This window comes from Acinetobacter sp. YH1901141 (genome assembly GCF_013416935.1).
GTDB lineage: Bacteria > Pseudomonadota > Gammaproteobacteria > Pseudomonadales > Moraxellaceae > Acinetobacter > Acinetobacter towneri.
Window position 1 is genome coordinate 1 of the sequence record NZ_VPEY01000009.1, and the last position, 24,884, is coordinate 24,884.

The following is a 24,884-nucleotide window of genomic DNA, read 5'->3' on the forward strand; positions in this document are numbered from 1 at the left end:
AAGTCGTTTGAATGATTTCTTCTTGGTCTACGTGCCATAAAATACTCCATATATTGATGTTTATAACATCATTTGAGGAGCAGAGTATCACTTATAGGAGTTGTTCAAATTTCCGGATCCATCTCTATATAACCAAAGTACTGAGAGCCTGTACGATAAATCTCATCAAACTGTATTACTAACTCTGCAAACTCCTCGTAGAAATCTAGAGGTTGATTCTCTGCTCTAATCCAAAGCTCAGTTACAACTTCTAGTTGAATTGTTAATTTAGACTCGTTAATTGGTTTACTCATGTTTAATACTCAATATGGAAATAGCTCCATATGACATGGGTAAACTGTATAAATATAAATTCTAGCTAGATTGCACTTTAATCTATATGCTTGTGATTACTAAGATTATTAATCTCTATATGATATATATTTAATAATATTAATAACCTGCCATTAAAAATTTGAATATTTGTTAGCCAAACAACATGTTCAACCAGTATTTTCAATTTTTTTCACAATATTTAAAGCTCTATTGATCTACAAGCATAATCGATAGAGCCTACTTTTGAAAAAAGTTATGCGGTGAGTATCAAGCATCAGCTTTATTTGATTTAGTGCTAGGCTTTCGCTTTTTTTTACGAGGTAACGTACCTCTGATAAGCCATTTAGGAGTATCTGAATAAAATGTATTATCTAACAGATCTTTATATACTATGTAGGGAGCCAAGTTATTGATAATAATATCTTTTAGTGGTTTATCAATTGATTCTACTAGCAACTCTTGATATGCCAACTCTTCTACGGAATTAAATATTTTTTTAACTCGGCACGAAGCCTTTAAATCTAATGGCGGTTGAAATGCCTCACTAGCCTTCGTGAGCGTTTCCTGCCATCTTTCACTAATGACATCCGCTAAATTGGAATAATTATTCAGTACTTCACGATCAAATACAAAAACAATATCGGCAAAGAATCGTCTTTTATCTGACACTTGGCTTGTATCATTTTCAACCCATGCCCCTACATACGCCCTGAGCTTAGATAATGGTGCTCTCCGTTTCCCCGCATGCAACATCTGATATAAAGCAGAACTTAGCCCTTTTTGTTTCATGAAGCCGTTCTTCATCTCACAGCTAAGTGAGCATCTAATTAAAACGCAATCGCGCTTAAAAGCCCCTCTCAAATAATTTTGGATTTTCTCGACTCGCTGCTCATGCCTTGGAATATTGATATGCTTATTTTGCCCTAACGTAATAGCTATGGGACTATGCATTGTTTGAAATAATCCCCCATAGTACTTAAAGTCTTCAATTTTAGATTTATAAAAATTGGCTCGTGTATGATCAAAAGGAAATGACAAAAAATCCTGATAGTCATAATTTCCAAACTGCTCGAAAAAATAATGCAATAGCCTTGACCGATAAACGCCCCCAATTCGAGTTGCCAACGTAATAATAGAATCATGTTGCATAAGCAAATCTACAAATTGAAATAGCGTTCTTTCAACTATTTGCTGCGCTCGCATTTCATTAGACTGCAAGGATCGCGAATATTTGACCGATAACATAAAAATTTCAATTTTTTCTAGAAGCTTAAGTTCTTCTTCCGTTAGCTTAAATGTTGCGTAAGATGACAAGTTTTCTTGATATTGCAAAATAATATTCTTTAAATAGTCTTTACTATGAGCATTTAAATGATTTTGTACCCAACACAAGTCGAATAAAGCATATTGAGTTAAATCACCTAATACACGATGTGGATTAGGGTGCTTTTTGAACTTTTGTATAATGATATGCACGTTTTCATTAAAATTAATTTCGTGATTTTCCCGCCCAATAATGTCATCACTTGTAGACTTGAACATAAAGTCCTGATCCAATCTCACAAGAAAATCTAAACAATTCTCAATGAATATAGCTTTATTCTTTTCATCGTAAAGGCATAGATTAAATTGCTTATTGAAGACTTCACTACTTGAATTAAAGTTATCATTCCAATTCATAATACTGACATCAATATTCAAGTCATATGATTTTAGAAGCTCATGGCACTGTGTTTTGATCTCACTTATTGTTCTATGTTCCGTGTAATCAGATGTTGTTTCAAATACCCATATACAGAAGTAGTCTAAGCCATTATTGTGACCATTCAAGCAAATATAATAATTACGTAATAACCCCTCAACTGAGATCTGCCCTAAAAGCTCATATCTCTTGCTATGAAGTTTTGCAATTTCATCATCTGCATTATTGCTATCAATTCGAATTACAGTACTTAAAACATGTAATTTTTTACCTATCTTAAGCAGCTCGTCTAAATCACTTAGTATTAAACTTTTCGTTTCTGAGAATTTTTCAGCTGGTATGCCATATCGTCTTAAATTATCAATGTAATGTTCATACCATATTTTCAAGAAATCATTCTGCCAACTCCCAGCATAAAATTGTCTGAATTGTTCCTGCCTCAGGAAATGTTGCTGCTGTTTTAGATTTGTTGATTTAGCAGTCCTATGGACAAAACTATCAAAGATTCGACCGAATTCAGTTAGTCTTTTATTTTTTAGACCCATTTGTAGCTGATCAAAGTTAGGCATTACATAAAGTTGATCTAGCGCTTTTCCTATACCCAATAGAAGCTGCTGACTTCTATATCGGCCTACTTGATTCGTTTGCTCACCGCAATGTAAGTGCCGAAACTCCGTTTCGATCTGTTCACACCACTGCAAAATATTTACCAATAAATTAATTGTTTCTTTATATGCACAACCTGCCTTGGGTTCTTGAGAGGAGAACGTATCCTTCATAGATTTAGAATACATGTAACCTAATAATTTATTGTAATTTGAAAGCTTCATACTATAAATACAACTATTTCAATAATCTAAGTTGTTGATAATATAAATTATAAAAACACTTTAAAACAGGTTTATCACATATATTTTAGGTAAATTAAATCATTTTTCACACATAGCAAATAAGCAATAAATATATTTATTAATACACTAATAATTAAGCAATACAGAAATGTTAGGTATAAAAAACCACGCCATCAGGCGTGGTTTTTTTACATATACTGAGTGACTTACTTCATCCATTCCTGCACCTTCTCCCCATACCACTCCATAATCATTACTCGTTCATCCCAATACTGTGCTCGGTTATATGCAGCATGAATGTTGTTTTTGTCGCACAGGTGCAAGCTTACTAATCAATCCATAGTCCTATGCATCAACCGATCTAAATAATCAGACCATGCTTGCATCATGCCTTTGCGCTCTTCCAAATACTTTGCACGGTTGTATGCCCTTCCGTGCATATCCCTAACCTGATGAGCAAGCTGCTGCTCTATACGCTCAATAGGAAATTTTAAAACTTCATCTAATAAAGTTCTTGCCGTAGCTCTAAAGCCATGCCCTGTTGTCTCACCATTTTCAAAACCATATTGTTTCAATCGTTTATTAATAGTTGATTCACTGATGGTTTTCGTTTTATCTCGCATAGACACAAAACAATATTCGGTATATCCAGTAATGCAATACAATTCTTGGAACAGCTTCAAGACTTGATCAGACAAAGGAACAATATGTTGTAGGGCTGTCTGATTTTTGGTCTTTGGCGGTGTATAACTCCATGTTCTATTTTTAAAATCGATATCTGCCCATTTTGCTGCACGTAATTCTCCAGGACGCACAAATACATGGGGTAAGATTTTGACTGCATAATCAATAGCAATATCCCCACGACCTGCATGTGTATTAATATTCTTTAATAGTTGTCCTAGCTTTTGCTCATCAGTAATAGCCGCTCGATGCTTAGTTTTACCCACCTTCAAAATACCGCTAATTTGGTCAGCAACGTTAAATTGACATAAACCCAAAGCAATCGCATACCGAAACACCTGAGATGCTTTACTTCTCATTCGCTTTGCTGAGTCAGTCTTACCTTGTCTTTCATAAAGACGGCATACTTCCAAAATTTGAGTGGCTGTTATCGAATCAATGGGGAACTCACCAATAGCAACATAAAGCTTATCCCAGATAAACTGATTCCGACGTTGTGTACTTGGTTCCAGCTCTTCAGTCTTACGGTATTCATCTGCTACTGATCTAAAACTATTATTTCGACATTGGGACTGTTTATCTTGCTTTTGAATTGCTGGGTCAATATTCTGCGCAAGCAGTTCTCTAAACTCACTTCGTTTTGCGCGAGCTCTGGCCAATGTACAACTTGGATAAATACCGATAGCTATAGTGGCTCTTTTCTTAGAGATTGGGCGAATATAATCAAAACGCCAATATGCCCTACCTTTTCTATCTAACAATAGATAAAGGCCACCACCATCTGAAAGCTTAATATTCTTTTCAAATGATTTCTTTTGCATTGATATTGCAGACTTAATTTTTGAGTCAGTCAGACTGATAACTAATTTAGGCATTTTTACGGTATATTTTTGTCAGAAATGGAATGTACCGTAAAAAATACCGTAAAAGATTACGGTATCCTAAAACGCCTTTGGATAGTATCGGACAACCCAGTTACGTAAGTTATTTATTTTAAATGATTTTAAGACAATATCGGAAGGGATAAAACAAGGAAATGGTGCGCTCAGCGGGACTCGAACCCACGCCACAGGCTTCGGAGACCTGTACTCTATCCAGTTGAGCTATGAGCGCGCGCTGCACATCATAACAAAAAATTGCTGAAGGTAAAGCAACTATATATAAGTTACGTATTTTTATGCTTATGCTTTAAACAATGTTCCAAACTTGCAACATAGAATTCCATCTAACTTACTTGGTTTATTGGCGCAGATCGCTCACAATAGTGGCTCTATTCCTCAAGTGAGAATTTCATGACTGATGCATTGACGTTAAGGGACGTGTCAAAGACCTATCGAAATGGTTTCCAAGCACTGAAAGGAATTAATTTGACCGTTCCTGAAGGCGAGTTTTATGCCCTACTTGGACCCAATGGTGCAGGTAAATCTACAACCATTAGCATCATCAGTTCTCTCACCAAAAAAACGGCAGGCACGGTAGAAATTTTTGGGCACAATCTGGATACACAACCATCTCAAGCCAAGCAGTGCTTAGGAGTTGTGCCGCAAGAATTTAACTTCGGTCAGTTTGAAAAGACGTTTGATATTTTGGTCACACAAGCAGGCTATTACGGTATCCCTAAAAAAATTGCCGAACAACGTGCCGAAGAATATTTAGAAAAACTGGGTTTGTGGGATAAACGTGCCACTCAAGCGCGAATGCTGTCTGGCGGCATGAAGCGTCGTTTAATGATTGCACGTGCCATGATGCACGAACCGAAACTACTTATTTTGGATGAACCCACTGCAGGTGTAGATATTGAGCTGCGTCGTTCAATGTGGGATTTTTTAACAGAGATGAATGATAAAGGCACCTCAATCATTCTCACTACCCACTATTTAGAAGAAGCCGAAATGTTGTGTCGTCGTATCGCGATTATTGATCGTGGTGTGATTAAAGAAGACACTTCCATGAAAAACTTCTTAAACCAGTTAAGTGAAGAATCTTTTATTTTCGATTTAGCTGAACCGATTCAACCCATTCATTTAGATATTATTGGTGTACGTTTCAACTTAATTGATGCAGTGACCCTAGAAGTCACTATGGATAAAGCTCACACCTTAAATGATTTATTCCAACTTTTAGAAGCACAAGGCATTCGCGTGCGCAGTATGCGTAATAAGTCCAACCGTCTAGAAGAGTTATTTGTCAAAATGGTCGAAAAGAATTTAGATGGAGCTGCGCAATGAATTTTACCCAACTACGGATTGCACTCTATACCTTAGTGCATAAAGAAGTTCGTCGTTTTATGCGCATATGGCCTCAAACCTTGCTCCCGCCAGCCATCACCATGAGTTTGTACTTTGTGATTTTTGGTAATTTGGTCGGTTCGCGTATTGGTGAAATGGGCGGCTTTAGCTATATGCAATTTATTGTGCCCGGCTTAATTATGATGGCAGTCATTACCAACAGCTATGCCAACGTATCTTCAAGTTTTTTTAGTGCAAAATTCCAGAAAAGCATTGAAGAACTAATCATGAGCCCTGTACCTTTGCATGCCATTTTATGGGGCTATGTTTTGGGTGGTGTTAGTCGTGGCGTATTGGTCGGTATTATTGTCACCACCATGAGTCTATTCTTTACCGACCTTTATATTACCAATTGGTTTGTTACCATTTATACCGTATTAATTACGTCCTTTTTATTTTCATTAGGCGGTTTTATTAATGCTGTTTATGCCAAATCATTTGATGATATTTCTATTATTCCAACTTTTGTACTGACTCCACTGACTTATTTAGGTGGTGTATTCTATGCCATTAGTGCCTTAAGCCCTTTTTGGCAAAATCTCTCTTTAATTAACCCTGTGGTGTATATGGTTAATGCTTTCCGTTACGGCATTTTAGGACATAGTGATGTCAACGTGACGATTTCATTATCTGTGATTACACTATGCTGCGCAGTGCTTTATGGTATTGCCTATCATTTACTTTCTCGTGGTTCAGGAATGCGTGAATAATGAGTGTTGAACAATCTCTTCTTGGTAAAGACACCAATTATCCTACAGAATATCAACCCGATATTTTGTTCCCTATTTCACGTGCTGCTGCACGTGAAAAATATGCAGATGTTGAGGGAATTCAACTCGGGCAAGACTGGTGGCACGTTTTTGAAATTTCGTGGTTGAATGCCGCAGGTGTTCCACAGGTTGCGATTGGTCGGATTACGCTACCTGCCTCATCCCCCAACCTGATCGAATCAAAATCATTAAAGCTCTACTTTAATAGTATGAACTTTACTCGCTTTCAGTCTGAAGCCAATTTCATTGAAACTGTTGAGCATGATTTAACGGCTGCAGCACAAGCACCTGTTACGCTAACTTTATTTAAGGTTGATGATTTGGCAATTAGCCAACCTGAAGGTATTTGTATTGATCAGCTCACGCCTGAGCGTTTAGAGCAGCATCCTGACCCAAGTTTATTGCAATTCGATTTAGAACAAGCGGAAGATATAGAGGTACAACTTTTCTCACATTTATTACGCAGCAATTGTCCTGTCACAGGACAACCTGACTGGGGCACGGTTTTTATCCGTTATCAAGGCAAAAAACCTTGTTATCGCAGTATTTTGGCTTATATTATTTCTTATCGTCAGCATAATGGTTTCCATGAACAATGTGTGGAACAGATGTTTGCAGACATCTGGCAAAAATTCGCACCAGAAAAACTGATGGTATATGCAACCTATACACGTCGTGGTGGTTTAGACATTAACCCTTGCCGTGTATCGGACTTAACATGGATGCCTCGCCCTATTCGTTTAGCGCGACAATAACAACATTGAGGTTGAACAATGCCATTTTTTGGATTCATTCCATCTGCAGAATTATTAAATACGATTGAAACTGCACAACAGAAAAAAAATTCAAGTGAGCCGCTGTACCCACTGCGCGACAAAACCGCATTAATGATTAATGAAGAAATCATTGATGCCATTTTAACCGAGTTGGTACGTCGTTTTCCTGCCAGCGATAAACGCGACACTGCCGAAAAACTTGCGGGCTATGTCAAATCTACCGTTGCAGTACTCCTAAAACAATTATTAAGCAAAGCGCCAAATGATGTCGTGAAACAATCGATTGAATTTTCTGAGCGCAGTAGCTTTAAAGATGCAGCAGGCAATGCACGTGTAGGTGAAACGCTCGATGCAAGTTTAGTGACCAACCTGAAACACAACTATGCCGAAATTCAAGCAGGCAATGAAGTGAACAAAGCTGCTTTAACCGAACTATATAAACAGTTTGCAGAAGCGACGGTACGCCACTTTATGAGCGACTTTAACAAAACCCTCGATTTGGGCATGATTAAGCGTAAAGCAGCAGATATTGGCGCAGCAGCGGTAATTAAAGCTGTCCATATTGCGGTGGATAAAATCATCCCAAATTTAACCAAAGAGGAACTCTTGGTTTTAGCGGAATATCACGACACCTTATTCCATCATTAATATCAGTGGGTTTAACTCATAATGCGTTTTAAGCCCTTTTGTTGCATGTTAAGTGCAAAATGCCTGATTTTGATCAGGCATTTTTATATGCAATGCAATATCAGGATATGTCTGCAACTTTTGCACAATCAAGAATAACTTTTTGCACCTAGATTGAATTTTGTTACAAATCCTGCGCGCTTTTTACACATTCTTTGTCTATTTTTGTATAAGTTTTTGCAAACCAGTCACGCATGAATGCTATCTTAGCCGCTTACTTCGCTTTCGCAGTTTGGCCCCAATAGTGGCTTATTCTTCATATATAAGTAGCAACTTATTTACTGCATATAAATAAGTTGTGTAAATCATCAATTTGGAATTTTCCTCAATATGTTCAAACTTGATTTTTATAACAAACTAAAACGTCTTTCTTTACTCATTGGTGCATTTTCTATCACCAGTTTTTGTCAGGCCAATGATTTCCAAAATCATCCGTCTTATGCCAGTTTTAAACAAAAAACCATGCAGACCTATGGCTTGAGTGCAGCACAAGTCGATTGGGCGATGGAAGGCTCTAAAAACTTACCCAATATCATCAACATCATGAACCGCCCAGGCGAAAGTAAGCCTTGGTACGACTATAAAACCAATTTCCTTGCAGAAAGCACTATTCAGCGCGGTGTGCGCTTTAAACAACAATATGCAGACACGCTCAATCGTGCTGAACAGCAATTTGGTGTACCGCAATCCATTATTTTAGGGATTCTGGGTGTAGAAACAGGTTTTGGAAGCAATAAGGGCTCTTTTGTAACCCGTGATGCCCTTGCCACCTTAGGCTTTGGTTATGAACGTCGCGCGGAATACTTTAAAGATGAACTCGCAGCACTGATCGCATGGTCATATAAAGATGGTGTGCCAACTTCTTCAATTGTTGGTTCTTATGCAGGTGCTGTTGGTTATCCGCAGTTTATGCCTAGCAATATTCCAAAATTTGGGGTCGATTATGACGGCAACGGACATATTGATCTACGCAACTCGGCAGTCGATGCCATTGGCTCCATTGCAAACTACTTGGCACAACATGGCTGGCAGCGCAATCAACCCATTGCATTTGCTGCACGATATACAGGCAACAATCCTGACAGTGTCATTGCCAAAGATTTGACCCTGCCAACACCTTATGGGGTTTTAAAATCGCAAGGCGTGATGCCAATGAATCCAATTGTGCAAATAGATGATCTGGATTTGGTGAATGTCATTCAATTGCAAGAGAATTATGGGCCAATTTACTATATTACTTACCCAAATTTTCAGGTGATTACGACCTATAACCGCAGCCGTATGTATGCAACTGCGTTATGGTTACTCGGTACTGAAATTGCCAGCCGATAAACCCCACACCCAAACCAAACAAGTAAAGTCAAGAAATATTTTTAACAATTTGATCACAAAATCATCTTTTTAAATATATTGTTACAATATTGATTATTTTTTAATCAAACAAAGTTGTTTTTTGGTACTTTTGTCATTATTTTCGTATAAAGACTAGACACCTTTGGTAAGGGATGAATATTATCCATTTCGTCAAATGTAGTCAAAAAAGTGAAATTACAGACAGGATTACCACTATTTCAATCAGTTAAGAGCGAAATAAGTTAAAAATTCTGTCTTCAGGAGTTCAAACCATGCATAGTTCACTTAAATACTTACTTGCACTTTCTGCAGCTGTTGCCCTAAGTCAGTCGCAAGCTGAAATGGTGCAATCATCATTCAATAATGATAATGAGTCATCTAGCCTTGCTGCACGTGTACTCAATAAAGAAGCTCAAAGTTTTAATTCACATTTCTCAAATTTAAACAGCCTTTCAATCACCGAACGTTCAGGCGACCAAATTCGTCGTCAAACGATTGCAGCGAAAATTGAAATTCCTGCAGAAGAGCCTTCAGTGATTGAGAAGTTAAACACTGTGGCTTCAAATACTGTACGTAAATTTAGCCAAACAGGTATGGCGTCTTGGTATGGTCGTCAATTCCACGGTCGTAAAACTGCAAGCGGTGAAACATTCGATATGAATGCAATGACCGCAGCACACCGTAGCCTACCGCTCAACTGTTATATTCGCGTGACCAATAAAAACAACGGCAAAAGCGTTGTTGTAAAAGTAAATGACCGTGGTCCGTTCCATGGCAACCGTGTACTTGATCTTTCTTACGGCGCTGCAAAACAATTGGGCATCACCAATGCAGGTACTGCCAAAGTAAGCATTGAGCGTATTGACGGTCCAAACTCTTAAGATTCGCTTACACGACTTCACATTTGACTTGAAAGCCACAGCAATGTGGCTTTTTTAATGCCTGTAAGATTTACAGTCATCCCATGCATGTCTGCACAAAGATGATCCACACAAATTTTGTTGCCACTTCATTTTGAAAATATGAATACTGTTTTGACCGCCTCACTGTTCTCAGTTATATTTTAGACAGTCAAACAATAACAACGGATGATCGGTCTACAGGAGTAGCACATGAAGACAGTAAGCGAGTGGCTAGATGAATACAGCGAGAGCCATCAAAATAAAACCAATAAATTAATTCACTGGGTGTGCGTACCTACGATCTTTTTTTCGATTGTCGGCATCTTGGCGCATTTCAGCGCTTTACTAACAACATTACTTCTGGTGCTCAGTTTTATTTTTTATGCACGTTTAGACTTGGTTCTTGCAGTTGCAATGGCAGCATTAATGCTGGTAATGGCATGGCTGATTTATGTTTTGCCTGTTGGAATGGGTTTTTATATCGCAATTTTTGTTTTGGCGTGGATTGGGCAGTTTTATGGTCACAAAGTTGAAGGGAAAAAGCCTTCATTCTTCAAAGACCTCCAATTCCTTCTCATTGGCCCAATTTGGTGCATGGATGCCTATTTAGGTAAAATCCTACCCTCTTGGAAAACACGTCGTAAAAACAGCATTATGAGCATTTAAACGCTATATCCTATTTTCGTTATCGGAAGAACCGTTATTGATAGGTTCTTCCTTGATGTTTTAACCATCCGCCCACGTGTTTATTTGCTGGATCATGATGCGTCCAGTGAATCACCCCACCCTTATCTGAGTATTCATATTCACCAAAAAACTCAACAGTATCACCTTTTGCAATATTGGTAATTCGTGGTGCAAGATCAATATTATGTGCAACCAATACAGTTTGCCCATTATTCAGTTTTAAAATAAATTTTTGATGACGTGAGCCTTCGTTGTCATCCGCTAACACTGCAATGACCTGCCCACTCGCACGGACTTGTAAATCGCTCTGTTTGCGCTCAAACGCACGTTCAATCAGCTGAACACCCTGAGCATCATCTTGCAGCGCATCTCGCTGTACGTCTAACTGCTCTTTTTCAGTTTGCGATGTGCGAGCAGTACTTGTAGATGGTGCATTTGATGTTTCAGACTGAAACTGCTGTAAATCTATGCCAAAAAATGCAGCAATTAGCACTACAATAATTGCGCCGATGCTTAAATTCTTTTTATTTGCCATATAACCTTCTTGTTCTGATTCCACCCTATACGATTAAGTCAATTATTCGTAACATACTGATTTAAAATTAATATCTTTAATCTTCATCTCAATATTTATGCCACGATTGCATATTGCCAAAATCTATATTCACAAAAAAGCCCCAAAATAAATTGGGGCTTTCCTTACAAAATATTTTACCTTAAGTAAAAATTATTTTGCAGCAGCTTGAGCAGCAGCAACTTCTTCAGCGAAGCTCATTTCTGCTTTTTTCTCAATACCTTCGCCTACTTCGAAACGAACGAATTGAGCAACAGTTGTACCAGTTGCTTTTAATACTTCAGCAACTTTCTTCTCGTTGTCAATTACGTACATTTGACGATCAAGCGCAACTTCGTTCAAGTATTTTTCAACTGAACCAGTTACCATCTTCTCTACGATGTTTGCAGGCTTACCAGATTCAACTGCTTTCGCTTCTGCAATTTCTTTCTCTTTAGCGATAAGATCAGCAGGAACTTGTTCAGCAGTAACAGCAACTGGGTTGAATGCAGCAACGTGCATTGCAATACCTTTACCAGTCGCAGCATCACCTGTGTAAGAAACCACAACACCGATTTTTAAACCGTGCTTGTACACAGCAAGGTTTTCACCTTCAACGATTTGTGCACGACGAACTTGGATGTTTTCACCAATTTTTTGAACAAGTGCAACACGTGTTTCTTCAACAGTTGCGCCATCTTCAAGTTTAAGTTCAGCAATTTTAGCAGCATCAGTTTCGTTTGCAGCAAGAGCAGCAGCAGCAACTTTCGCAGAGAAACCAGCAAAGTTTTCGTCTTTTGCAACGAAGTCAGTTTGACAGTTTACTTCTAAAAGAATCGCTTTGTTGCCTTCTTGAACGATTGTGATTGCACCGTCAGCAGCAATGTTACCTGCTTTTTTAGCAGCTTTTGCTTGACCAGATTTACGAAGGTTGTCAATCGCTAATTCGATGTCACCGCCCGCTTCTGTTAATGCTTTTTTACATTCCATCATTGCTAGACCAGTACGATCACGCAATTCTTTAACCATGCTTGCTGTAACTGCAGTCATGTTTATCTCCTAAAATCGGTAGAAAATGAATTCTTTTTTTAACAGAAACGGCCCAGAGGGTGTCTCTTGGGCCGTCTGCATACATGACGCTTACTTTGCCACCATCACATGTCGCAAAAATGACAAGCTTACGTCAAAACGCATTAAGCCTCAGAAGCAGGAGCTTCTTCGCCTTTTGCTTGAGCATTGGCTTGAGTTTGAGCGTATTCTTTACCAGCAATGATCGCATCAGCCATTGAAGAAGCGTAAAGTGTTACTGCACGGATCGCATCGTCGTTACCCGGAATAACGTAGTCTACGTTGTCTGGGTTAGAGTTTGTATCAACGATACCGATTACAGGAATACCTAAGTTTTTCGCTTCTTTAATTGCAATTGCTTCGTGATCAACGTCAATTACGAATAATGCGTCAGGTAAACCACCCATGTTTTTCACACCGCCTAAAGCGCGCTCAAGTTTTTCCATTTCACGGCTACGCTCTAAAGCTTCACGTTTAGTAAGCTTAGCAAAAGTACCGTCAGTAGACTGAACTTGAAGATCTTTTAAACGGCTGATAGATTGGCGAAGTGTTTTCCAGTTCGTCAACATACCACCTAACCAACGGTGATCTACATACGGTTGACCAGCGCGTTGAGCTTGTTCACGGATGATTGCAGAAGCAGCACGTTTTGTACCAACGAACAAAACTTTGTTCTTTTTGCTAGCCAATTGGTTTGCAAAGTTCAAAGCATCATTTAACGCAGGAACAGTGTGTTCAAGGTTGATGATGTGAATTTTGTTACGCGCACCAAAGATGTATTGACGCATCTTTGGGTTCCAGAAACGTGTTTGGTGACCAAAGTGTGCGCCAGCTTGAAGAAGGTCGCGCATGCTTACGTTGTAATCTGCCATTTTCTTTACCTTAAATGTTTGGGTTAGGCCTCCATATATCCGCATTCTCCACCCCAAAGGGCACCCAGAGTAATGTGACGATATATGTGCGGATTTTTAATTTCCCTTTTACCAAGCTCTTTGAAACATATTCATAAAAAGCATTTGATAAAATGGGCGGCTATTTATACCATAGTCACACACAAATTTCCAAAAGTTTTTAAAGATCATGAACACAACTTATCAAGCACCTCGTCGACTCATCAAAACCGCAGAAGATATTGAAAAAATGCGCGTGGCAGGACGACTGGCGGCAGAAGTTTTGGAGATGATCAAAGCACACGTTAAACCAGGCGTTACTACGCTCGAACTGGATACGATTTGCCATGACTATATTGTCAATCAACAACAAGCTATTCCTGCCTGCTTAGGTTATGGTGCTGCTCCGGGTCGTCCAGCATTCCAACACACCATTTGCACATCGGTTAACCATGTGGTTTGTCACGGTATTCCGTCAGAAAGTAAAGTGCTGAAGAAAGGCGATATTTTAAATATTGATGTCACAGTCATTAAAGATGGTTTCCACGGCGATACCAATATGATGTATATCGTGGGCGGTGAAACTTCCATTTTAGCCAATCGTTTATGCAAAGTTGCCCAAGAAGCGATGTATCGCGGTATGGCAACCGTTAAACCCGGTTCAACCATTGGTGATATTGGTCATGCGATTCAAAAATATGTTGAATCTGAACGCTTTAGTGTCGTGCGTGAATATTGCGGTCATGGTATTGGGACGACCTTCCACGATGAGCCACAAGTATTGCACTATGGTCAAGCCAACACAGGCATGATTTTAGAAGAAGGTATGACTTTTACCATTGAACCAATGGTCAATGCAGGCGTATGGCAAACCAAATTACTTGGCGATAAATGGACAGTGGTGACCAAAGACCACAAATTATCGGCACAGTTTGAACACACCATTTTGGTCACCAAAGATGGCTTGGAAGTGCTGACTGCCCGCCCTGATGAAGATTTATCACGCTTTACTGCATAACGTGTTTGCAGCCAAAATCTGTCATTGGCTAAAAATTTAACCCGTATGTCAAAAAGATCAGTTCCGACTGGTCTTTTTTATTAATTTCAACGCATACAATTTCTATAAAATCTTTTTATTTCAAACCAATAGAACTTTAAAGCCATCTAATAAAACAAGCATTTTCACGTATTCAACAGTTTTGGATTTAACAAAACATCTGCACACTTTTCCAGTTATTCACAAAAGTTTAAAAAAATATCTTGTAAAAACAACAGTTTTATTTTTCCAGTCCATTTCATAATGCCTTGCATAACAATGCCGTAAATAACAACAAGCAAAATTGGACATGGAGTTCCACAATGAAAAAAACACTATGCTGTTTGGCACTGAGTAGTTTGCCAGTCATCAGTTATGCCAACTCACCTTATTTTAGTTTAAAAGATGGTGATGGTTTTAAACGCTTTTCTGTTTCGGTAGGTGCGCTGCACGTTATGCCACAAGGTAAAGCACAACCTTTTCGGGTCAATACAGCCATCCACAATGGCTACACAGCGGATGTCGGTGAGGTTCAATCTCAAACTGTAAGAGATAATTTACGTGACGGTTTTGAGCCACCCGTATTATTAAGCGGAGCATTAAATTTACTGCCTACCGTACCTGCCAACATGAGTGGACAAGCCACAATTTCAGGTTTGGAGCAATGGGATAATCCCGGCACAGGTTTAGAAGCAGATGATGTCACCACACTGGGTATTATCAGCAACTATTTCTTTACCGATAATATTTCCTTTGAAGTTAAAGGCGGTATTCCACCTAAAGTTGATTTGCAAGGCAAAGGGAAAATTTATGCTCCCTTCTCCGCAATTGCACGTCCATTAGGCGGTGCGTTGGGTGAGCTAGAATTACAAAATGATATTCTCATTACCGATTTAGCAGCACATGGCCCTGCTGCTTCTGCCCGAGCATGGACACCTGCATTTGAGTTTCAATATCACTTTGGCAAAACAGGCGTAAATAAGTTCCGCCCCTATGTTGGCGTCGGTTTGATGTATGCCTATTTCAATGAGTTAGAAATTAATCCACGTACTGAGCAGCACTTGATTGCTGCGGGTCACATGATTGCCAATATTAAAGAAGGAAAAGCGGGCGCATCTTTAGAAGGCACACCAAGTGCAGCCAATCCTAAAGTTGAGTTAGATGCGACCGATGCGTTTGCGCCAGTTGCGACTGTAGGTTTTACCTATGACTTCAATGAAAAATGGTTTGCAGTTGGCTCACTATCTTATGCACACCTTAAAAATGAAACCACCATTACGGTGACCGATGCCAAACACGGCGAATTAATTCACTCTAAAGCAGATATTGAAGTGAATCCAGTGATTGCCTATGCAGGTTTTGGTATGCGTTTTTAAGCATTAATAGCAGTCTTTGATCAGTCCTATTTAAGACGATAATCCCCTTCACTTAATCCTTCTCCCACAGGGAGAAGGATTTTTCAATATCCATTTGGCTTGTAGCTCATGATCATTTTTTGCTTAGAATATTCAAACTAATATCTATAACCAAATTTTATCATTTGATGAATTTTATTTTATCGCGATCTGCGGCTGAATCGACTACCATAACAAGCTGTTAGCCATACGTGGATGCCTTATGTCGAATGCTCAATTTTCCAAACCTCTAATTTATATGTTAATTGGAAGTGCCATTATTTTGGCATTATCGCTTGGGGTTCGGCATGCATTTGGTTTGTATTTGGTGCCTATGAGCCATGAATTTGGCTGGGGACATAATGTCTTTAGTTTAGCCATTGCCATGCAAAACCTAATTTGGGGTGCAGTCCAACCCATCACAGGTGCTTTTGCAGACAAATACGGTAGTAAAATTGTAGTTGCAGTTGGTGGCGCACTGTATGCACTCGGCTTATTGCTCATGGCCGTCAGCTCGACAGGCTTATTGCTAAATTTAAGTGTGGGTTTAATTTTAGGTTTGGCACTTTCTGCAACCTCTTTCCCTGTGCTACTTTCTGCAGTAGGTCGCGCTGCTCCTCCAGAAAAGCGTAGCCTTGCAATGGGTATTGCCAGTGCTGCAGGCTCGTTTGGGCAATTTATCATGTTGCCATCGACCTTATTGTTATTACAAAGTGTAGGTTGGTCGGGCGCATTAATTGTCAGTGCGATTTTAATTGTCTTGATTGTTCCTTTGGCATGGATGCTCAAAGCACCCATGTATCAAAACCCTAATGCAAGTTCAGTCAGCCAACCCGCTTTAGGCTTTAAACAAGTTTTGGTGATTGCCAAAAACCATAAACCCTTTTGGTTTTTAGCTTTGGGCTTTTTTGTCTGTGGTTTTCAAGTGGTGTTTATCGGGATTCACTTACCTAGCTACTTAATCGATCATGGCTTTAATGCAACCACAGGCACAGTTTTTCTAGCACTCGTGGGTTTATTTAATATTGTAGGCACCTATACCGCAGGTTGGTTAGGCGGTCGCTATTCGAAACCGCACTTGCTGATGTGGCTTTACGGACTACGCGGTATTGCCATTATCGTCTTTTTAATCCTGCCTTTAAGCATCTGGACAATTTATGCATTCGGGATCATTATGGGCTTATTGTGGTTATCTACAGTGCCTTTAACCAATGGTATTGTGGCAAATATGTTTGGAATTAAATACCTGACCATGCTCAGTGGCATTGTGTTTTTCACACACCAAGTCGGCTCTTTTTTTGGTGGATGGCTTGGCGGTTTAAATCACGACCTGACAGGTAACTATAATGTTATCTGGATTGTTTCTATTGCTTTAAGTGCGTTTGCGGTCTTGGTACATTTTTGGGTAGATGAGGAGCACGTCATTCATGATTAATTCTTTATTGAATTTTAAAGTATTGCTCACACTCGCAATCACTGCCCTTTTTGGCTTGTCGATTTTTTTATGGATGCAAACGCCACAACTGTTTGAATATTTTAATCAGGCGTTTTGTGCGCATTAAAACCCAATCTCTAAAATATTAAGTCTATTTTGCTATTCAAAATTCCGCTTTAGACATGGAGCGTCTTATGCAGATTCAATTGCATCGTGGAAGACTGATTGACCATATTCATCTTGTGGTGAGTGACCTTGAAGCAAGTCGAGCATTTTATACCGCCATCTTGGCAGTGTTGGATATTCCAGTTATGGGAACAGCCAATGATCACTTTTGGGCAGATGAACTTTTTATCTCCTCAGTAAAAAGTCCTGCCGCACAAGGCATACTCACTGGGCGTCATCATCTCGCCTTTCAAGCTAAAAATCGTGAAATGGTCAATGCTTTCTATCTTGCAGCATTGGCACATGGCGGCAAGTGCAATGGCAAACCTAATGAACGTGCTTATCATCCTGGTTATTATGCAGCTTATGTACTTGATCCTGATGGTAACAATATTGAAGCTGTCTTTCATGGCGAAGCGCCACGCAGTGCGGCATCAGTCATAATTGATATTTAACGCTCAATGTTCCACAAATCAACTTTCCCTCAATGCATAAATTTCCTTACAGCAAGTCAATAAAAAAATACCCCACAAGAATGATCTTATGGGGTGTTTTAAATTTTCTATTTTACAGTCAGCAGAATCACTTAAAACAAACGATTCATCCCATTCAAGGTCGCCACACGATACGCTTCCGCCATGGTTGGATAGTTGAATGTGGTTTCCACAAAATACTTAATGGTATTGTTCGGGCTGTTCATCACCGCCTGACCAATGTGGATAATTTCTGCCGCATTATTACCAAAGCAATGCACGCCCAATACTTCTAAAGTGTCACGGTGGAATAAAATCTTCAATTCACCCACTGTATCACCCGTAATTTGCGCACGTGCCAAATGACGGAAAGATGCCTGACCAACTTCATAAGGAATTTTTTCTTCCGTCAATTCCTGTTCAGTTTTACCAATCGAAGAAATTTCTGGAATGGTATAAATACCTGTTGGAATATCGGTCACAGGCGCAACATTTTCTTCGCCGCTCATATTTGCACCCGCGCAACGACCTTGGTCATAGGCAGCAGATGCCAACGAAGGCCAACCAATCACATCGCCCGCAGCATAAATATTCTCTACTTCGGTTTGATATTGATCATTCACCGTTAATTGACCACGGCTGTTTGGTTTAAGTTCTACGTTTTCTAAACCTAAACCATCGGTATTACCTGAACGTCCGTTACACCACAAAATCGCATCAGCTTTGATTTTCTTGCCACTTTGCAAATATAAAACCACGTGATCATCAAAAGTTTCTAAATGATCAATTTGCTCATTGTGGCGAATCAGCACCCCTTGCGCACGCAAGTGATATGACAAGGCATCTGAAATTTCATCATCCAAATAGCTGAGCAATTTGTGCTGAGTATTAATCAAATCAACTTTATGATCTAAACCAATGAAGATGGATGCATATTCACAACCAATCACACCCGCGCCATAAATAATAATTTTTTGAATCGAGAAATCCAAATCCAAAATTTTGTCTGAATCAAATACACGTGGATGGTTGAAATCCAACATTTCTGGACGATATGGACGGCTACCTGTCGCAATCACAATTTGCTGACACATAATGGTTTCTTTAATGCCATCTGCACCAAATACCAAGACCGTATTTTTATCTTGGATATAAGCACGACCATGATAAATCGCAATTTCATTACGGTCATAAAAGCGAGAGTGCGTTTCAACTTGCTGCTGAATAACTTTATGCGCACTTTGCAACACTTGCTTCATGGTGAACTGACGCCAATCGCCCATTTTTTTAAACATTGGGTCACGGCGATAACGGATAATATTCGACACTGTCTGACGCAATGCTTTACTTGGAATGGTACCCACATGGGTACAGTTACCGCCAAGCTGCTCACGAACATCTACAATCGCAACACGCTTACCAGATTTGGCAAGTTTCATTGCCGCGCCTTCACCCGCAGGGCCTGAACCGAGAACAACCGCATCGTACTTCACGAAAGTTCCACTAACGACCTCTTTTTTACGTGGCATTCAACGCTCCTTTTCTTTAAATCTGTCTTTTCAATGGGCTATATTATGACGTAAATCTTTTGAATTTTCTGTATTTACTGTGCATATATTACGTGATAACCACATTTTTTATATGAATATCGTTTTTACCCAATTTAAGCACAATTTCGTTATAATAACCGTCTTATGATGAAGTTAAGGTGACATTTTACTTTTGCACTTAGATTCGGTTTAATCAGACTCTATTTCACGTAAAATCTAGCCTACACTAAATCTCTCCCCTTTCAAAAACAGTGGAAAAGTTGAATATGTCTGCAAACCGTAAACCAGAACAGGGTGTCAAACTTCGTGGTGCTGAAAAAGTCGCACGTATTCCTGTAAAAGTTGTTCCTACGGTTGAAACGCCTCGTAAACCTGACTGGATTCGGGTCAAAATGACGGCACCAGAAGAAGTTCAACGTATTAAAACCACTTTGCGTCAGCAAAAATTGCACACCGTTTGTGAAGAAGCCGCTTGTCCAAACCTTCCAGAATGCTTTGGTGGTGGTACAGCAACCTTTATGATCATGGGTGATATTTGTACCCGTCGCTGCCCGTTCTGTGATGTTGCGCATGGTCGTCCAAATGCACTAGATCCTGAAGAACCTCGTCACATGGCAGAAACCATTGCCAACTTAGGCTTAAAATATGCCGTGATCACCTCTGTAGACCGTGATGACTTGTTAGATGGTGGTGCACAACATTTTGTCGATTGTATTAAAGAAGCCCGCTCTTTAAGCCCAAATACGTTGTTAGAAATTTTGGTACCAGACTTCCGTGGTCGTATGGATATTGCACTACGCATTATGACCGAATGTCCGCCAGATGTTTTTAACCACAACATTGAAACTGTGCCACGCTTATATAAAGCCATGCGTCCGGGTTCAGACTATCAGCACTCTTTGAACTTGCTGAAAATGTTTAAAGAATATTGCCCAGATATTCCAACCAAATGCGGTTTGATGGTAGGTATTGGAGAATCTGAAGAAGAAGTTATTGCACTGTTAGATGATCTTAAAGCGCACGATGTAGATTATGTGACCATTGGTCAATATTTACAGCCATCTAAAGAACATTCGCCAATTGACCGCTTTGTAACACCTGAAGAATTTGAGCGTTATACAGCGCATGGTCAAAAGTTAGGTTTTAAAAATATTTGGGCTGCGCCAATGGTACGTTCAAGTTATTTTGCAGACCGTCAATATTATGGTGAACCTGTACCAACAGTACGTCGTAAAGCCGACCCTGCTAAAAAAATTAGCGTGCAAACCATTGAAGCTTAACACTCGCTTATTTCAAAATTTGCGATAAAGCTAAAACAGCCCCGACTTTATGTTCGGGTTTTTTTATACCTTGTGGATATATTAAAAATAGATAGATGTGAATATTTTTTGATGGTCTACGACCAAGTGCGCATGGTGTCATCGCCATAAATTGTTAATCTATGCACTTAATCTATACACCGAGCTCAAACAATAAAACAGGGATAGTAAAATGTCACAACAAGACTATGACAATGGCTTAAAAGTTCGCACTGAAGTCATGGGCGAAAGCTTTGTAAAACGCGCACAGGACAACACTGTACCATTTACCCAACCTTTGCAGGACTGGATTAATGAACATGCATGGGGTTCAACTTGGCAACGTGAAGGTGTGTTACCACGCAAATATCGTTCCTTAATTACTATCGCCTTTTTAACTGCTTTAAAAAGCCCGACAGAGCTTAAAGGACATATTCGTGGTGCGCTAAATAACGGGGCAAGTGTCGAAGAAATTCAGGAAGTCTTGTTACACAGCTTGCCTTATTGTGGCGCACCTGCAACTCAGGAAGCTTTTCGCGCAGCTTTGGAAGTTTTGGCAGAACATACTGCAAATACTTAAACGCAATCTAAATCAAAAAATATAAACGCTCGACATTTCACTAAAACTATTTGGTGAAATGTCGGTAGAGTTGAGTTTTAAATCCAATACACATTAAAGCTATAAAAGAACTCATTTAACTCAAAGCGCACCTGATAACCCAAATCAGTCAGCTGTGCCGATAAATTTCGAATATCTTCTAAAGGTAAATGTTTTGGCAGCACAGTAAAAACTGCGGTATTGCCCTGCTTGGCATTCTCTTCGATTAAAGACGCCAAACGCTGCTTATATAATTCAATATCTAGCTTGGCATGATCTGAATAAACTTTTGCTTGTTCAGCAGTTAAAAAATTTGCCATCTTATTGTTCTCATTATGACCATGTTTAACATTCAGCATATTGAAACTTGACGATATGGCTCAAGTGATTTTTTGTTATTGTCTGCATAAACGCATGATCAATTAACCCTAATTTTTTAAAAAAAATCACACCGAAGATGGCTTTTTCCCAGCAGACCTTTTAGGCTATCGCACAATCTTATGTTGTAATTTTGCTGGATGACATTATGTCAGAATCTGTTTCAATCTCCCCTGCGCTAATGAACCGCGCCATTGCAGGACAAGCCGATGCCCAATTTGAAGTGGCGGTGCTGTATATGCAAAGCGATTTTAATGAAGATATTGAACTTGCCGAACAATGGGCGCTCAAAGCTGCCGCAAACGGACATATCGAAGCCATGTATTGGCTTGGTGAAGGCTATACCGTATATGCCAAAGATGTTCTAGAAGATGACCCTGAAGATGCCAAACAACATTTTGAAGATGCTTTTGTCTGGCTCAAAAAAGCCAGTGATGCACAACACCCTGCCGCTATTTTAGAGTTGGCAGGCTACTACCGTCGTGGTGATGTGGTTGAACAAGATGTCGCTCGCTCTGTGGCATTGGTACAGCAAGCAGCAGAATTGGGCGAAGTACAAGCCATGCGAGACCTTGCTTTTATTTATGCAAATGCTTTGGGTGTAGATGCTGACGAAAATAAAGCTGAATATTGGACACAAAAAGCAGACGCAGCGGAGTAATCCCTTTGTCTAGCCAATCAATTGATGGGCTAGACAATTTTTTGCATGACTCGAATCGTCATTGAATAAAGCTTAGACTTTGAATAACACTTAGACTTCGACCACAATTACTTGTCTGCAAATGCCCTCTTGCTGACGCTGTTGTTCAAACACAGCCGCAGGCATCGGCTCAAAACTGTCAAAGAAACAAATTTCAGCATCATCAATTGAATATAGCAATGAGTGATTGCCCACGCCTTCTAAAGTGTCGTAATAGACAATTATAAATTTATTTTCATCAAATGCGTGCTGAATTTGCTGATAGCCGATTGCCGCCAATACAGGCAATTTAAGCTGTTTAGCTTCGGCATAACTTAACTTTTCTGCATCTTGTAAATCTGGGTCAGGGTCAGTATAAAACTGCACATTAAAGCCAAACTTTTTCAGTCCAACAGCCAAGCCAATTGTGGTTGTGCCCTGCTCTGGCGTATAACCACACACTTCAATCAATTGTTGAATATCGGCATCAATTCCTAAGTGTCGTAGCAACATCCACACTGCGTAAATCCCGCCGTTGGCTTCTAAATTTGCCAACTCTTGAGGAAGCTCTAAAGCCATCATTCAATCTCAAAAATATGTTTGTAGTGATAATAAACAAAACATGATTGGAACTGAATCAATTTCCAAGTACAATATCGCGCTAGTCGAGGGATGCTGCGACGTTTTACAGGCACGAAATGTAAAATCGCCAGGCTCGACCAGCATAGCAATGCGTTTGCTATGCAAGAAACGGCATCCGCGAACTGAATGATCAATTGTTTTTTATAAGGAGATCGTGATGAACGCGGTTAATGCTTCATTTACAGATTATAAAGTTGCCGATATCACACTAGCTGATTTTGGTCGTAAAGAAATCAAACTTGCAGAAGCAGAAATGCCAGCCCTTATGGGTTTGCGTAAGCGCTACTCAGCTGCAAAACCTCTTGCAGGCGCGAAAATTCTCGGCTGTATCCACATGACCATTCAAACTGCTGTTTTAATTGAAACGCTAGTTGAATTGGGCGCAGAAGTTCGTTGGACTTCTTGTAACATTTTCTCTACTCAAGACCACGCTGCTGCAGCAATTGCTGCTTCAGGTGTGCCTGTTTTTGCTTGGAAAGGCGAAACTGAAGAAGAATATGTATGGTGTCTTGAACAACAAATTAATGTAAATGGCACACCATGGGATGCCAACATGATTTTGGACGATGGCGGTGACTTAACTGCACTTGTTCACGAGAAATATCCTGCATTATTAGAGCGCATTCACGGTATTACTGAAGAAACCACTACGGGCGTACAACGTCTAATTGAAATGTGGAAAGATGGTTCTTTAAAAGTGCCTGCAATTAACGTCAACGACTCTGTGACTAAATCTAAAAACGACAATAAATACGGTTGCCGTCACTCACTCAACGATGCGATTAAACGTGGTACAGACATGTTATTGTCTGGTCGTCGTGCATTGGTTATTGGTTATGGTGATGTAGGTAAAGGTTCTGCACAATCTTTACGTCAAGAAGGCATGATTGTTCGTGTTTCTGAAATTGACCCAATTTGTGCAATGCAAGCATGTATGGATGGTTACGAAGTTGTATCTCCGTACAAGAATGGCGTACAAACAGGCAATAAAGCAGACGTGAACCTAGAGCTTTTAGAAAATACTGACTTGATTGTGACTACAACAGGTAACTATCACGTGTGTGACGCAGCAATGCTAGATACACTTAAAGCAGGCGCTGTTGTATGCAACATTGGTCACTTCGATACTGAAATCGACACCAACTACTTACGTGGTTATAAGTGGGTTGAAGTGAAGCCACAAGTACACCAAGTGTATCGTTCAGAAAACGAAAACGATTATTTAATCTTGCTTTCTGAAGGTCGTTTAGTGAACTTGGGTAACGCAACAGGTCACCCATCACGTATTATGGATGGTTCATTTGCTAACCAAGTATTGGCACAAATGCACTTATTTGCAGAGAAATTTGCCGATCTTCCTGCCGATCAAAAACAAGCGGCAATTCGTGTTGAAATCTTACCGAAAAAACTAGACGAAGAAGTTGCTGCTGCAATGGTTGCTGGTTTTGGTGGTGTATTAACACAATTGACTCAAGTACAAGCGGACTACTTAGGTGTAGCTGTTGAAGGTCCGTTTAAATCGGATGCTTATAAATACTAAGTTTTTAATCCTTCTCCCTAACCCTCTCTCATAGGGAGAGGGAATGATTCATTGTTTAATGAATGTATTCGAGGGTAAGTCCTCTCCTGAGCAAGTTTAAAGCACTGCTTTTAAACCCAGCGCAAGAGAGGATTTAGGAGAGGTGAAAAAATATAAATAAGTATTTATAA

Annotated in this window: 25 protein-coding genes and 1 tRNA gene; 16 read left to right on the top strand and 10 right to left on the bottom strand. The window is 39.6% G+C overall.

All coding sequences use genetic code 11. The annotated features are described in order from the left end of the window. Positions 1-104 precede the first annotated feature (104 nt). From FTV52_RS06715 to FTV52_RS06730, 4 genes are all read right to left on the bottom strand, one after another. A complete protein-coding gene (locus FTV52_RS06715) occupies positions 105-293 on the bottom strand; it encodes a hypothetical protein (RefSeq protein ID WP_179990307.1) in 189 nt (62 codons plus the stop codon). A 289-nt stretch (positions 294-582) separates the two neighbouring features. Further along, positions 583-2,847 (bottom strand): hypothetical protein, encoded by a 2,265-nt coding sequence (locus FTV52_RS06720; protein WP_179990309.1) that lies wholly within the window; start codon positions 2,845-2,847, stop codon positions 583-585. Between the two features lie 353 nt (positions 2,848-3,200). Next, positions 3,201-4,427: an integrase arm-type DNA-binding domain-containing protein gene (locus FTV52_RS06725; protein WP_179990311.1), complete on the bottom strand. Its 1,227-nt coding sequence runs from the start codon at positions 4,425-4,427 to the stop codon at positions 3,201-3,203. A gap of 162 nt (positions 4,428-4,589) precedes the next feature. Further along, positions 4,590-4,665, bottom strand: a tRNA-Arg gene (locus FTV52_RS06730). 179 nt (positions 4,666-4,844) lie between these two features. Here FTV52_RS06730 and FTV52_RS06735 point away from each other — a divergent pair. From FTV52_RS06735 to FTV52_RS06765, 7 genes are all read left to right on the top strand, one after another. Further along, on the top strand, positions 4,845-5,780 hold the full coding sequence (locus FTV52_RS06735; protein ID WP_154320519.1) for an ABC transporter ATP-binding protein: 936 nt from the start codon (positions 4,845-4,847) through the stop codon (positions 5,778-5,780). Next, positions 5,777-6,550: an ABC transporter permease gene (locus FTV52_RS06740; RefSeq protein WP_096902393.1), complete on the top strand. Its 774-nt coding sequence runs from the start codon at positions 5,777-5,779 to the stop codon at positions 6,548-6,550. The genes FTV52_RS06735 and FTV52_RS06740 overlap by 4 nt, the downstream gene beginning before the upstream one ends. Beyond that, a complete protein-coding gene (gene queF / locus FTV52_RS06745; protein ID WP_004972810.1) occupies positions 6,550-7,365 on the top strand; it encodes an NADPH-dependent 7-cyano-7-deazaguanine reductase QueF in 816 nt (271 codons plus the stop codon). The genes FTV52_RS06740 and queF overlap by 1 nt, the downstream gene beginning before the upstream one ends. Before the next feature lie 18 nt (positions 7,366-7,383). Beyond that, positions 7,384-8,034: a hypothetical protein gene (locus FTV52_RS06750; RefSeq protein ID WP_070152374.1), complete on the top strand. Its 651-nt coding sequence runs from the start codon at positions 7,384-7,386 to the stop codon at positions 8,032-8,034. 369 nt (positions 8,035-8,403) lie between these two features. Then, positions 8,404-9,405 carry a lytic murein transglycosylase B gene (gene mltB, locus FTV52_RS06755; protein ID WP_179990313.1) on the top strand — a complete coding sequence of 334 codons (1,002 nt, stop codon included), beginning with the start codon at positions 8,404-8,406 and terminating at the stop codon, positions 9,403-9,405. A 293-nt stretch (positions 9,406-9,698) separates the two neighbouring features. Further along, a complete protein-coding gene (locus FTV52_RS06760) occupies positions 9,699-10,307 on the top strand; it encodes a septal ring lytic transglycosylase RlpA family protein (protein WP_004972798.1) in 609 nt (202 codons plus the stop codon). Between the two features lie 231 nt (positions 10,308-10,538). After that, positions 10,539-10,994, top strand: a complete 456-nt coding sequence (locus FTV52_RS06765; RefSeq protein ID WP_004972797.1) for a DUF962 domain-containing protein — start codon at positions 10,539-10,541, stop codon at positions 10,992-10,994. 34 nt (positions 10,995-11,028) lie between these two features. On the opposite strand, the gene FTV52_RS06770 is transcribed toward FTV52_RS06765, so the two are convergent. From FTV52_RS06770 to rpsB, 3 genes are all read right to left on the bottom strand, one after another. Beyond that, complete coding sequence (locus FTV52_RS06770) at positions 11,029-11,550, bottom strand: DUF3465 domain-containing protein (RefSeq protein ID WP_004972795.1); 522 nt, start codon at positions 11,548-11,550, stop codon at positions 11,029-11,031. Positions 11,551-11,742: 192 nt separating this feature from the next. Then, complete coding sequence (gene tsf / locus FTV52_RS06775) at positions 11,743-12,618, bottom strand: translation elongation factor Ts (RefSeq protein WP_004972793.1); 876 nt, start codon at positions 12,616-12,618, stop codon at positions 11,743-11,745. A gap of 143 nt (positions 12,619-12,761) precedes the next feature. Then, positions 12,762-13,508: a 30S ribosomal protein S2 gene (gene rpsB, locus FTV52_RS06780; protein WP_004972791.1), complete on the bottom strand. Its 747-nt coding sequence runs from the start codon at positions 13,506-13,508 to the stop codon at positions 12,762-12,764. 208 nt (positions 13,509-13,716) lie between these two features. Between rpsB and map the strand changes: the two genes are divergently transcribed. The 5 genes from map to FTV52_RS06800 all read left to right on the top strand — a co-directional run bounded on the left by map (position 13,717) and on the right by FTV52_RS06800 (position 18,011). Further along, on the top strand, positions 13,717-14,544 hold the full coding sequence (map, locus tag FTV52_RS06785) for a type I methionyl aminopeptidase (RefSeq protein WP_004972787.1): 828 nt from the start codon (positions 13,717-13,719) through the stop codon (positions 14,542-14,544). 341 nt (positions 14,545-14,885) lie between these two features. Then, positions 14,886-15,938: an OmpW family protein gene (locus tag FTV52_RS06790; RefSeq protein ID WP_179990315.1), complete on the top strand. Its 1,053-nt coding sequence runs from the start codon at positions 14,886-14,888 to the stop codon at positions 15,936-15,938. A gap of 241 nt (positions 15,939-16,179) precedes the next feature. Further along, the gene (locus FTV52_RS06795) at positions 16,180-17,391 is read left to right on the top strand and encodes an MFS transporter (RefSeq protein WP_136144687.1); all 1,212 of its coding nucleotides are present in this window, start codon (positions 16,180-16,182) and stop codon (positions 17,389-17,391) included. Then, positions 17,384-17,518 carry a hypothetical protein gene (locus tag FTV52_RS14700; RefSeq protein ID WP_019836563.1) on the top strand — a complete coding sequence of 45 codons (135 nt, stop codon included), beginning with the start codon at positions 17,384-17,386 and terminating at the stop codon, positions 17,516-17,518. The genes FTV52_RS06795 and FTV52_RS14700 overlap by 8 nt, the downstream gene beginning before the upstream one ends. 67 nt (positions 17,519-17,585) lie before the next feature. Then, positions 17,586-18,011 carry a VOC family protein gene (locus FTV52_RS06800; RefSeq protein WP_179990317.1) on the top strand — a complete coding sequence of 142 codons (426 nt, stop codon included), beginning with the start codon at positions 17,586-17,588 and terminating at the stop codon, positions 18,009-18,011. 131 nt (positions 18,012-18,142) lie between these two features. On the opposite strand, the gene sthA is transcribed toward FTV52_RS06800, so the two are convergent. Then, positions 18,143-19,558, bottom strand: a complete 1,416-nt coding sequence (gene sthA, locus FTV52_RS06805) for a Si-specific NAD(P)(+) transhydrogenase (RefSeq protein WP_042068765.1) — start codon at positions 19,556-19,558, stop codon at positions 18,143-18,145. 287 nt (positions 19,559-19,845) lie between these two features. Here sthA and lipA point away from each other — a divergent pair, with 287 nt between their 5' ends. Then, positions 19,846-20,859, top strand: coding sequence for a lipoyl synthase (lipA, locus tag FTV52_RS06810; RefSeq protein ID WP_179990319.1), 1,014 nt, complete (start codon positions 19,846-19,848; stop codon positions 20,857-20,859). A gap of 211 nt (positions 20,860-21,070) precedes the next feature. Next, a complete protein-coding gene (locus FTV52_RS06815; protein WP_004972770.1) occupies positions 21,071-21,457 on the top strand; it encodes a carboxymuconolactone decarboxylase family protein in 387 nt (128 codons plus the stop codon). A 77-nt stretch (positions 21,458-21,534) separates the two neighbouring features. Here the strand turns inward: FTV52_RS06815 and FTV52_RS06820 are convergent, their stop codons facing one another. Then, entirely contained in the window at positions 21,535-21,795 is a 261-nt protein-coding gene (locus FTV52_RS06820; protein WP_004972768.1) for a hypothetical protein, read from the bottom strand. Positions 21,796-22,001: 206 nt separating this feature from the next. Here FTV52_RS06820 and FTV52_RS06825 point away from each other — a divergent pair, with 206 nt between their 5' ends. Then, complete coding sequence (locus FTV52_RS06825; protein WP_131261573.1) at positions 22,002-22,514, top strand: tetratricopeptide repeat protein; 513 nt, start codon at positions 22,002-22,004, stop codon at positions 22,512-22,514. Positions 22,515-22,604: 90 nt separating this feature from the next. Here FTV52_RS06825 and FTV52_RS06830 read toward each other — a convergent pair whose 3' ends face one another. Next, the gene (locus FTV52_RS06830) at positions 22,605-23,111 is read right to left on the bottom strand and encodes a cysteine peptidase family C39 domain-containing protein (protein WP_096902396.1); all 507 of its coding nucleotides are present in this window, start codon (positions 23,109-23,111) and stop codon (positions 22,605-22,607) included. Between the two features lie 220 nt (positions 23,112-23,331). On the opposite strand from FTV52_RS06830, the gene ahcY reads away from it, so the two are divergent. Continuing rightward, positions 23,332-24,714: an adenosylhomocysteinase gene (gene ahcY / locus FTV52_RS06835; protein ID WP_004972762.1), complete on the top strand. Its 1,383-nt coding sequence runs from the start codon at positions 23,332-23,334 to the stop codon at positions 24,712-24,714. The last annotated feature ends 170 nt before the right edge of the window (positions 24,715-24,884 follow it).

Excerpts from the sequence above, each read along its gene's own strand:
- FTV52_RS06715 (WP_179990307.1), bottom strand. The coding sequence starts at position 293 with ATGAGTAAACCAATTAACGAGTCTAAATTAACAATTCAACTAGAAGTT.
- FTV52_RS06720 (WP_179990309.1), bottom strand. The coding sequence starts at position 2,847 with ATGAAGCTTTCAAATTACAATAAATTATTAGGTTACATGTATTCTAAA.
- FTV52_RS06725 (WP_179990311.1), bottom strand. The coding sequence starts at position 4,427 with ATGCCTAAATTAGTTATCAGTCTGACTGACTCAAAAATTAAGTCTGCA.
- FTV52_RS06735 (WP_154320519.1), top strand. The coding sequence starts at position 4,845 with ATGACTGATGCATTGACGTTAAGGGACGTGTCAAAGACCTATCGAAAT.
- FTV52_RS06740 (WP_096902393.1), top strand. The coding sequence starts at position 5,777 with ATGAATTTTACCCAACTACGGATTGCACTCTATACCTTAGTGCATAAA.
- queF (WP_004972810.1), top strand. The coding sequence starts at position 6,550 with ATGAGTGTTGAACAATCTCTTCTTGGTAAAGACACCAATTATCCTACA.
- FTV52_RS06750 (WP_070152374.1), top strand. The coding sequence starts at position 7,384 with ATGCCATTTTTTGGATTCATTCCATCTGCAGAATTATTAAATACGATT.
- mltB (WP_179990313.1), top strand. The coding sequence starts at position 8,404 with ATGTTCAAACTTGATTTTTATAACAAACTAAAACGTCTTTCTTTACTC.
- FTV52_RS06760 (WP_004972798.1), top strand. The coding sequence starts at position 9,699 with ATGCATAGTTCACTTAAATACTTACTTGCACTTTCTGCAGCTGTTGCC.
- FTV52_RS06765 (WP_004972797.1), top strand. The coding sequence starts at position 10,539 with ATGAAGACAGTAAGCGAGTGGCTAGATGAATACAGCGAGAGCCATCAA.
- FTV52_RS06770 (WP_004972795.1), bottom strand. The coding sequence starts at position 11,550 with ATGGCAAATAAAAAGAATTTAAGCATCGGCGCAATTATTGTAGTGCTA.
- tsf (WP_004972793.1), bottom strand. The coding sequence starts at position 12,618 with ATGACTGCAGTTACAGCAAGCATGGTTAAAGAATTGCGTGATCGTACT.
- rpsB (WP_004972791.1), bottom strand. The coding sequence starts at position 13,508 with ATGGCAGATTACAACGTAAGCATGCGCGACCTTCTTCAAGCTGGCGCA.
- map (WP_004972787.1), top strand. The coding sequence starts at position 13,717 with ATGAACACAACTTATCAAGCACCTCGTCGACTCATCAAAACCGCAGAA.
- FTV52_RS06790 (WP_179990315.1), top strand. The coding sequence starts at position 14,886 with ATGAAAAAAACACTATGCTGTTTGGCACTGAGTAGTTTGCCAGTCATC.
- FTV52_RS06795 (WP_136144687.1), top strand. The coding sequence starts at position 16,180 with ATGTCGAATGCTCAATTTTCCAAACCTCTAATTTATATGTTAATTGGA.
- FTV52_RS14700 (WP_019836563.1), top strand. The coding sequence starts at position 17,384 with ATGATTAATTCTTTATTGAATTTTAAAGTATTGCTCACACTCGCAATC.
- FTV52_RS06800 (WP_179990317.1), top strand. The coding sequence starts at position 17,586 with ATGCAGATTCAATTGCATCGTGGAAGACTGATTGACCATATTCATCTT.
- sthA (WP_042068765.1), bottom strand. The coding sequence starts at position 19,558 with ATGCCACGTAAAAAAGAGGTCGTTAGTGGAACTTTCGTGAAGTACGAT.
- lipA (WP_179990319.1), top strand. The coding sequence starts at position 19,846 with ATGTCTGCAAACCGTAAACCAGAACAGGGTGTCAAACTTCGTGGTGCT.
- FTV52_RS06815 (WP_004972770.1), top strand. The coding sequence starts at position 21,071 with ATGTCACAACAAGACTATGACAATGGCTTAAAAGTTCGCACTGAAGTC.
- FTV52_RS06820 (WP_004972768.1), bottom strand. The coding sequence starts at position 21,795 with ATGGCAAATTTTTTAACTGCTGAACAAGCAAAAGTTTATTCAGATCAT.
- FTV52_RS06825 (WP_131261573.1), top strand. The coding sequence starts at position 22,002 with ATGTCAGAATCTGTTTCAATCTCCCCTGCGCTAATGAACCGCGCCATT.
- FTV52_RS06830 (WP_096902396.1), bottom strand. The coding sequence starts at position 23,111 with ATGGCTTTAGAGCTTCCTCAAGAGTTGGCAAATTTAGAAGCCAACGGC.
- ahcY (WP_004972762.1), top strand. The coding sequence starts at position 23,332 with ATGAACGCGGTTAATGCTTCATTTACAGATTATAAAGTTGCCGATATC.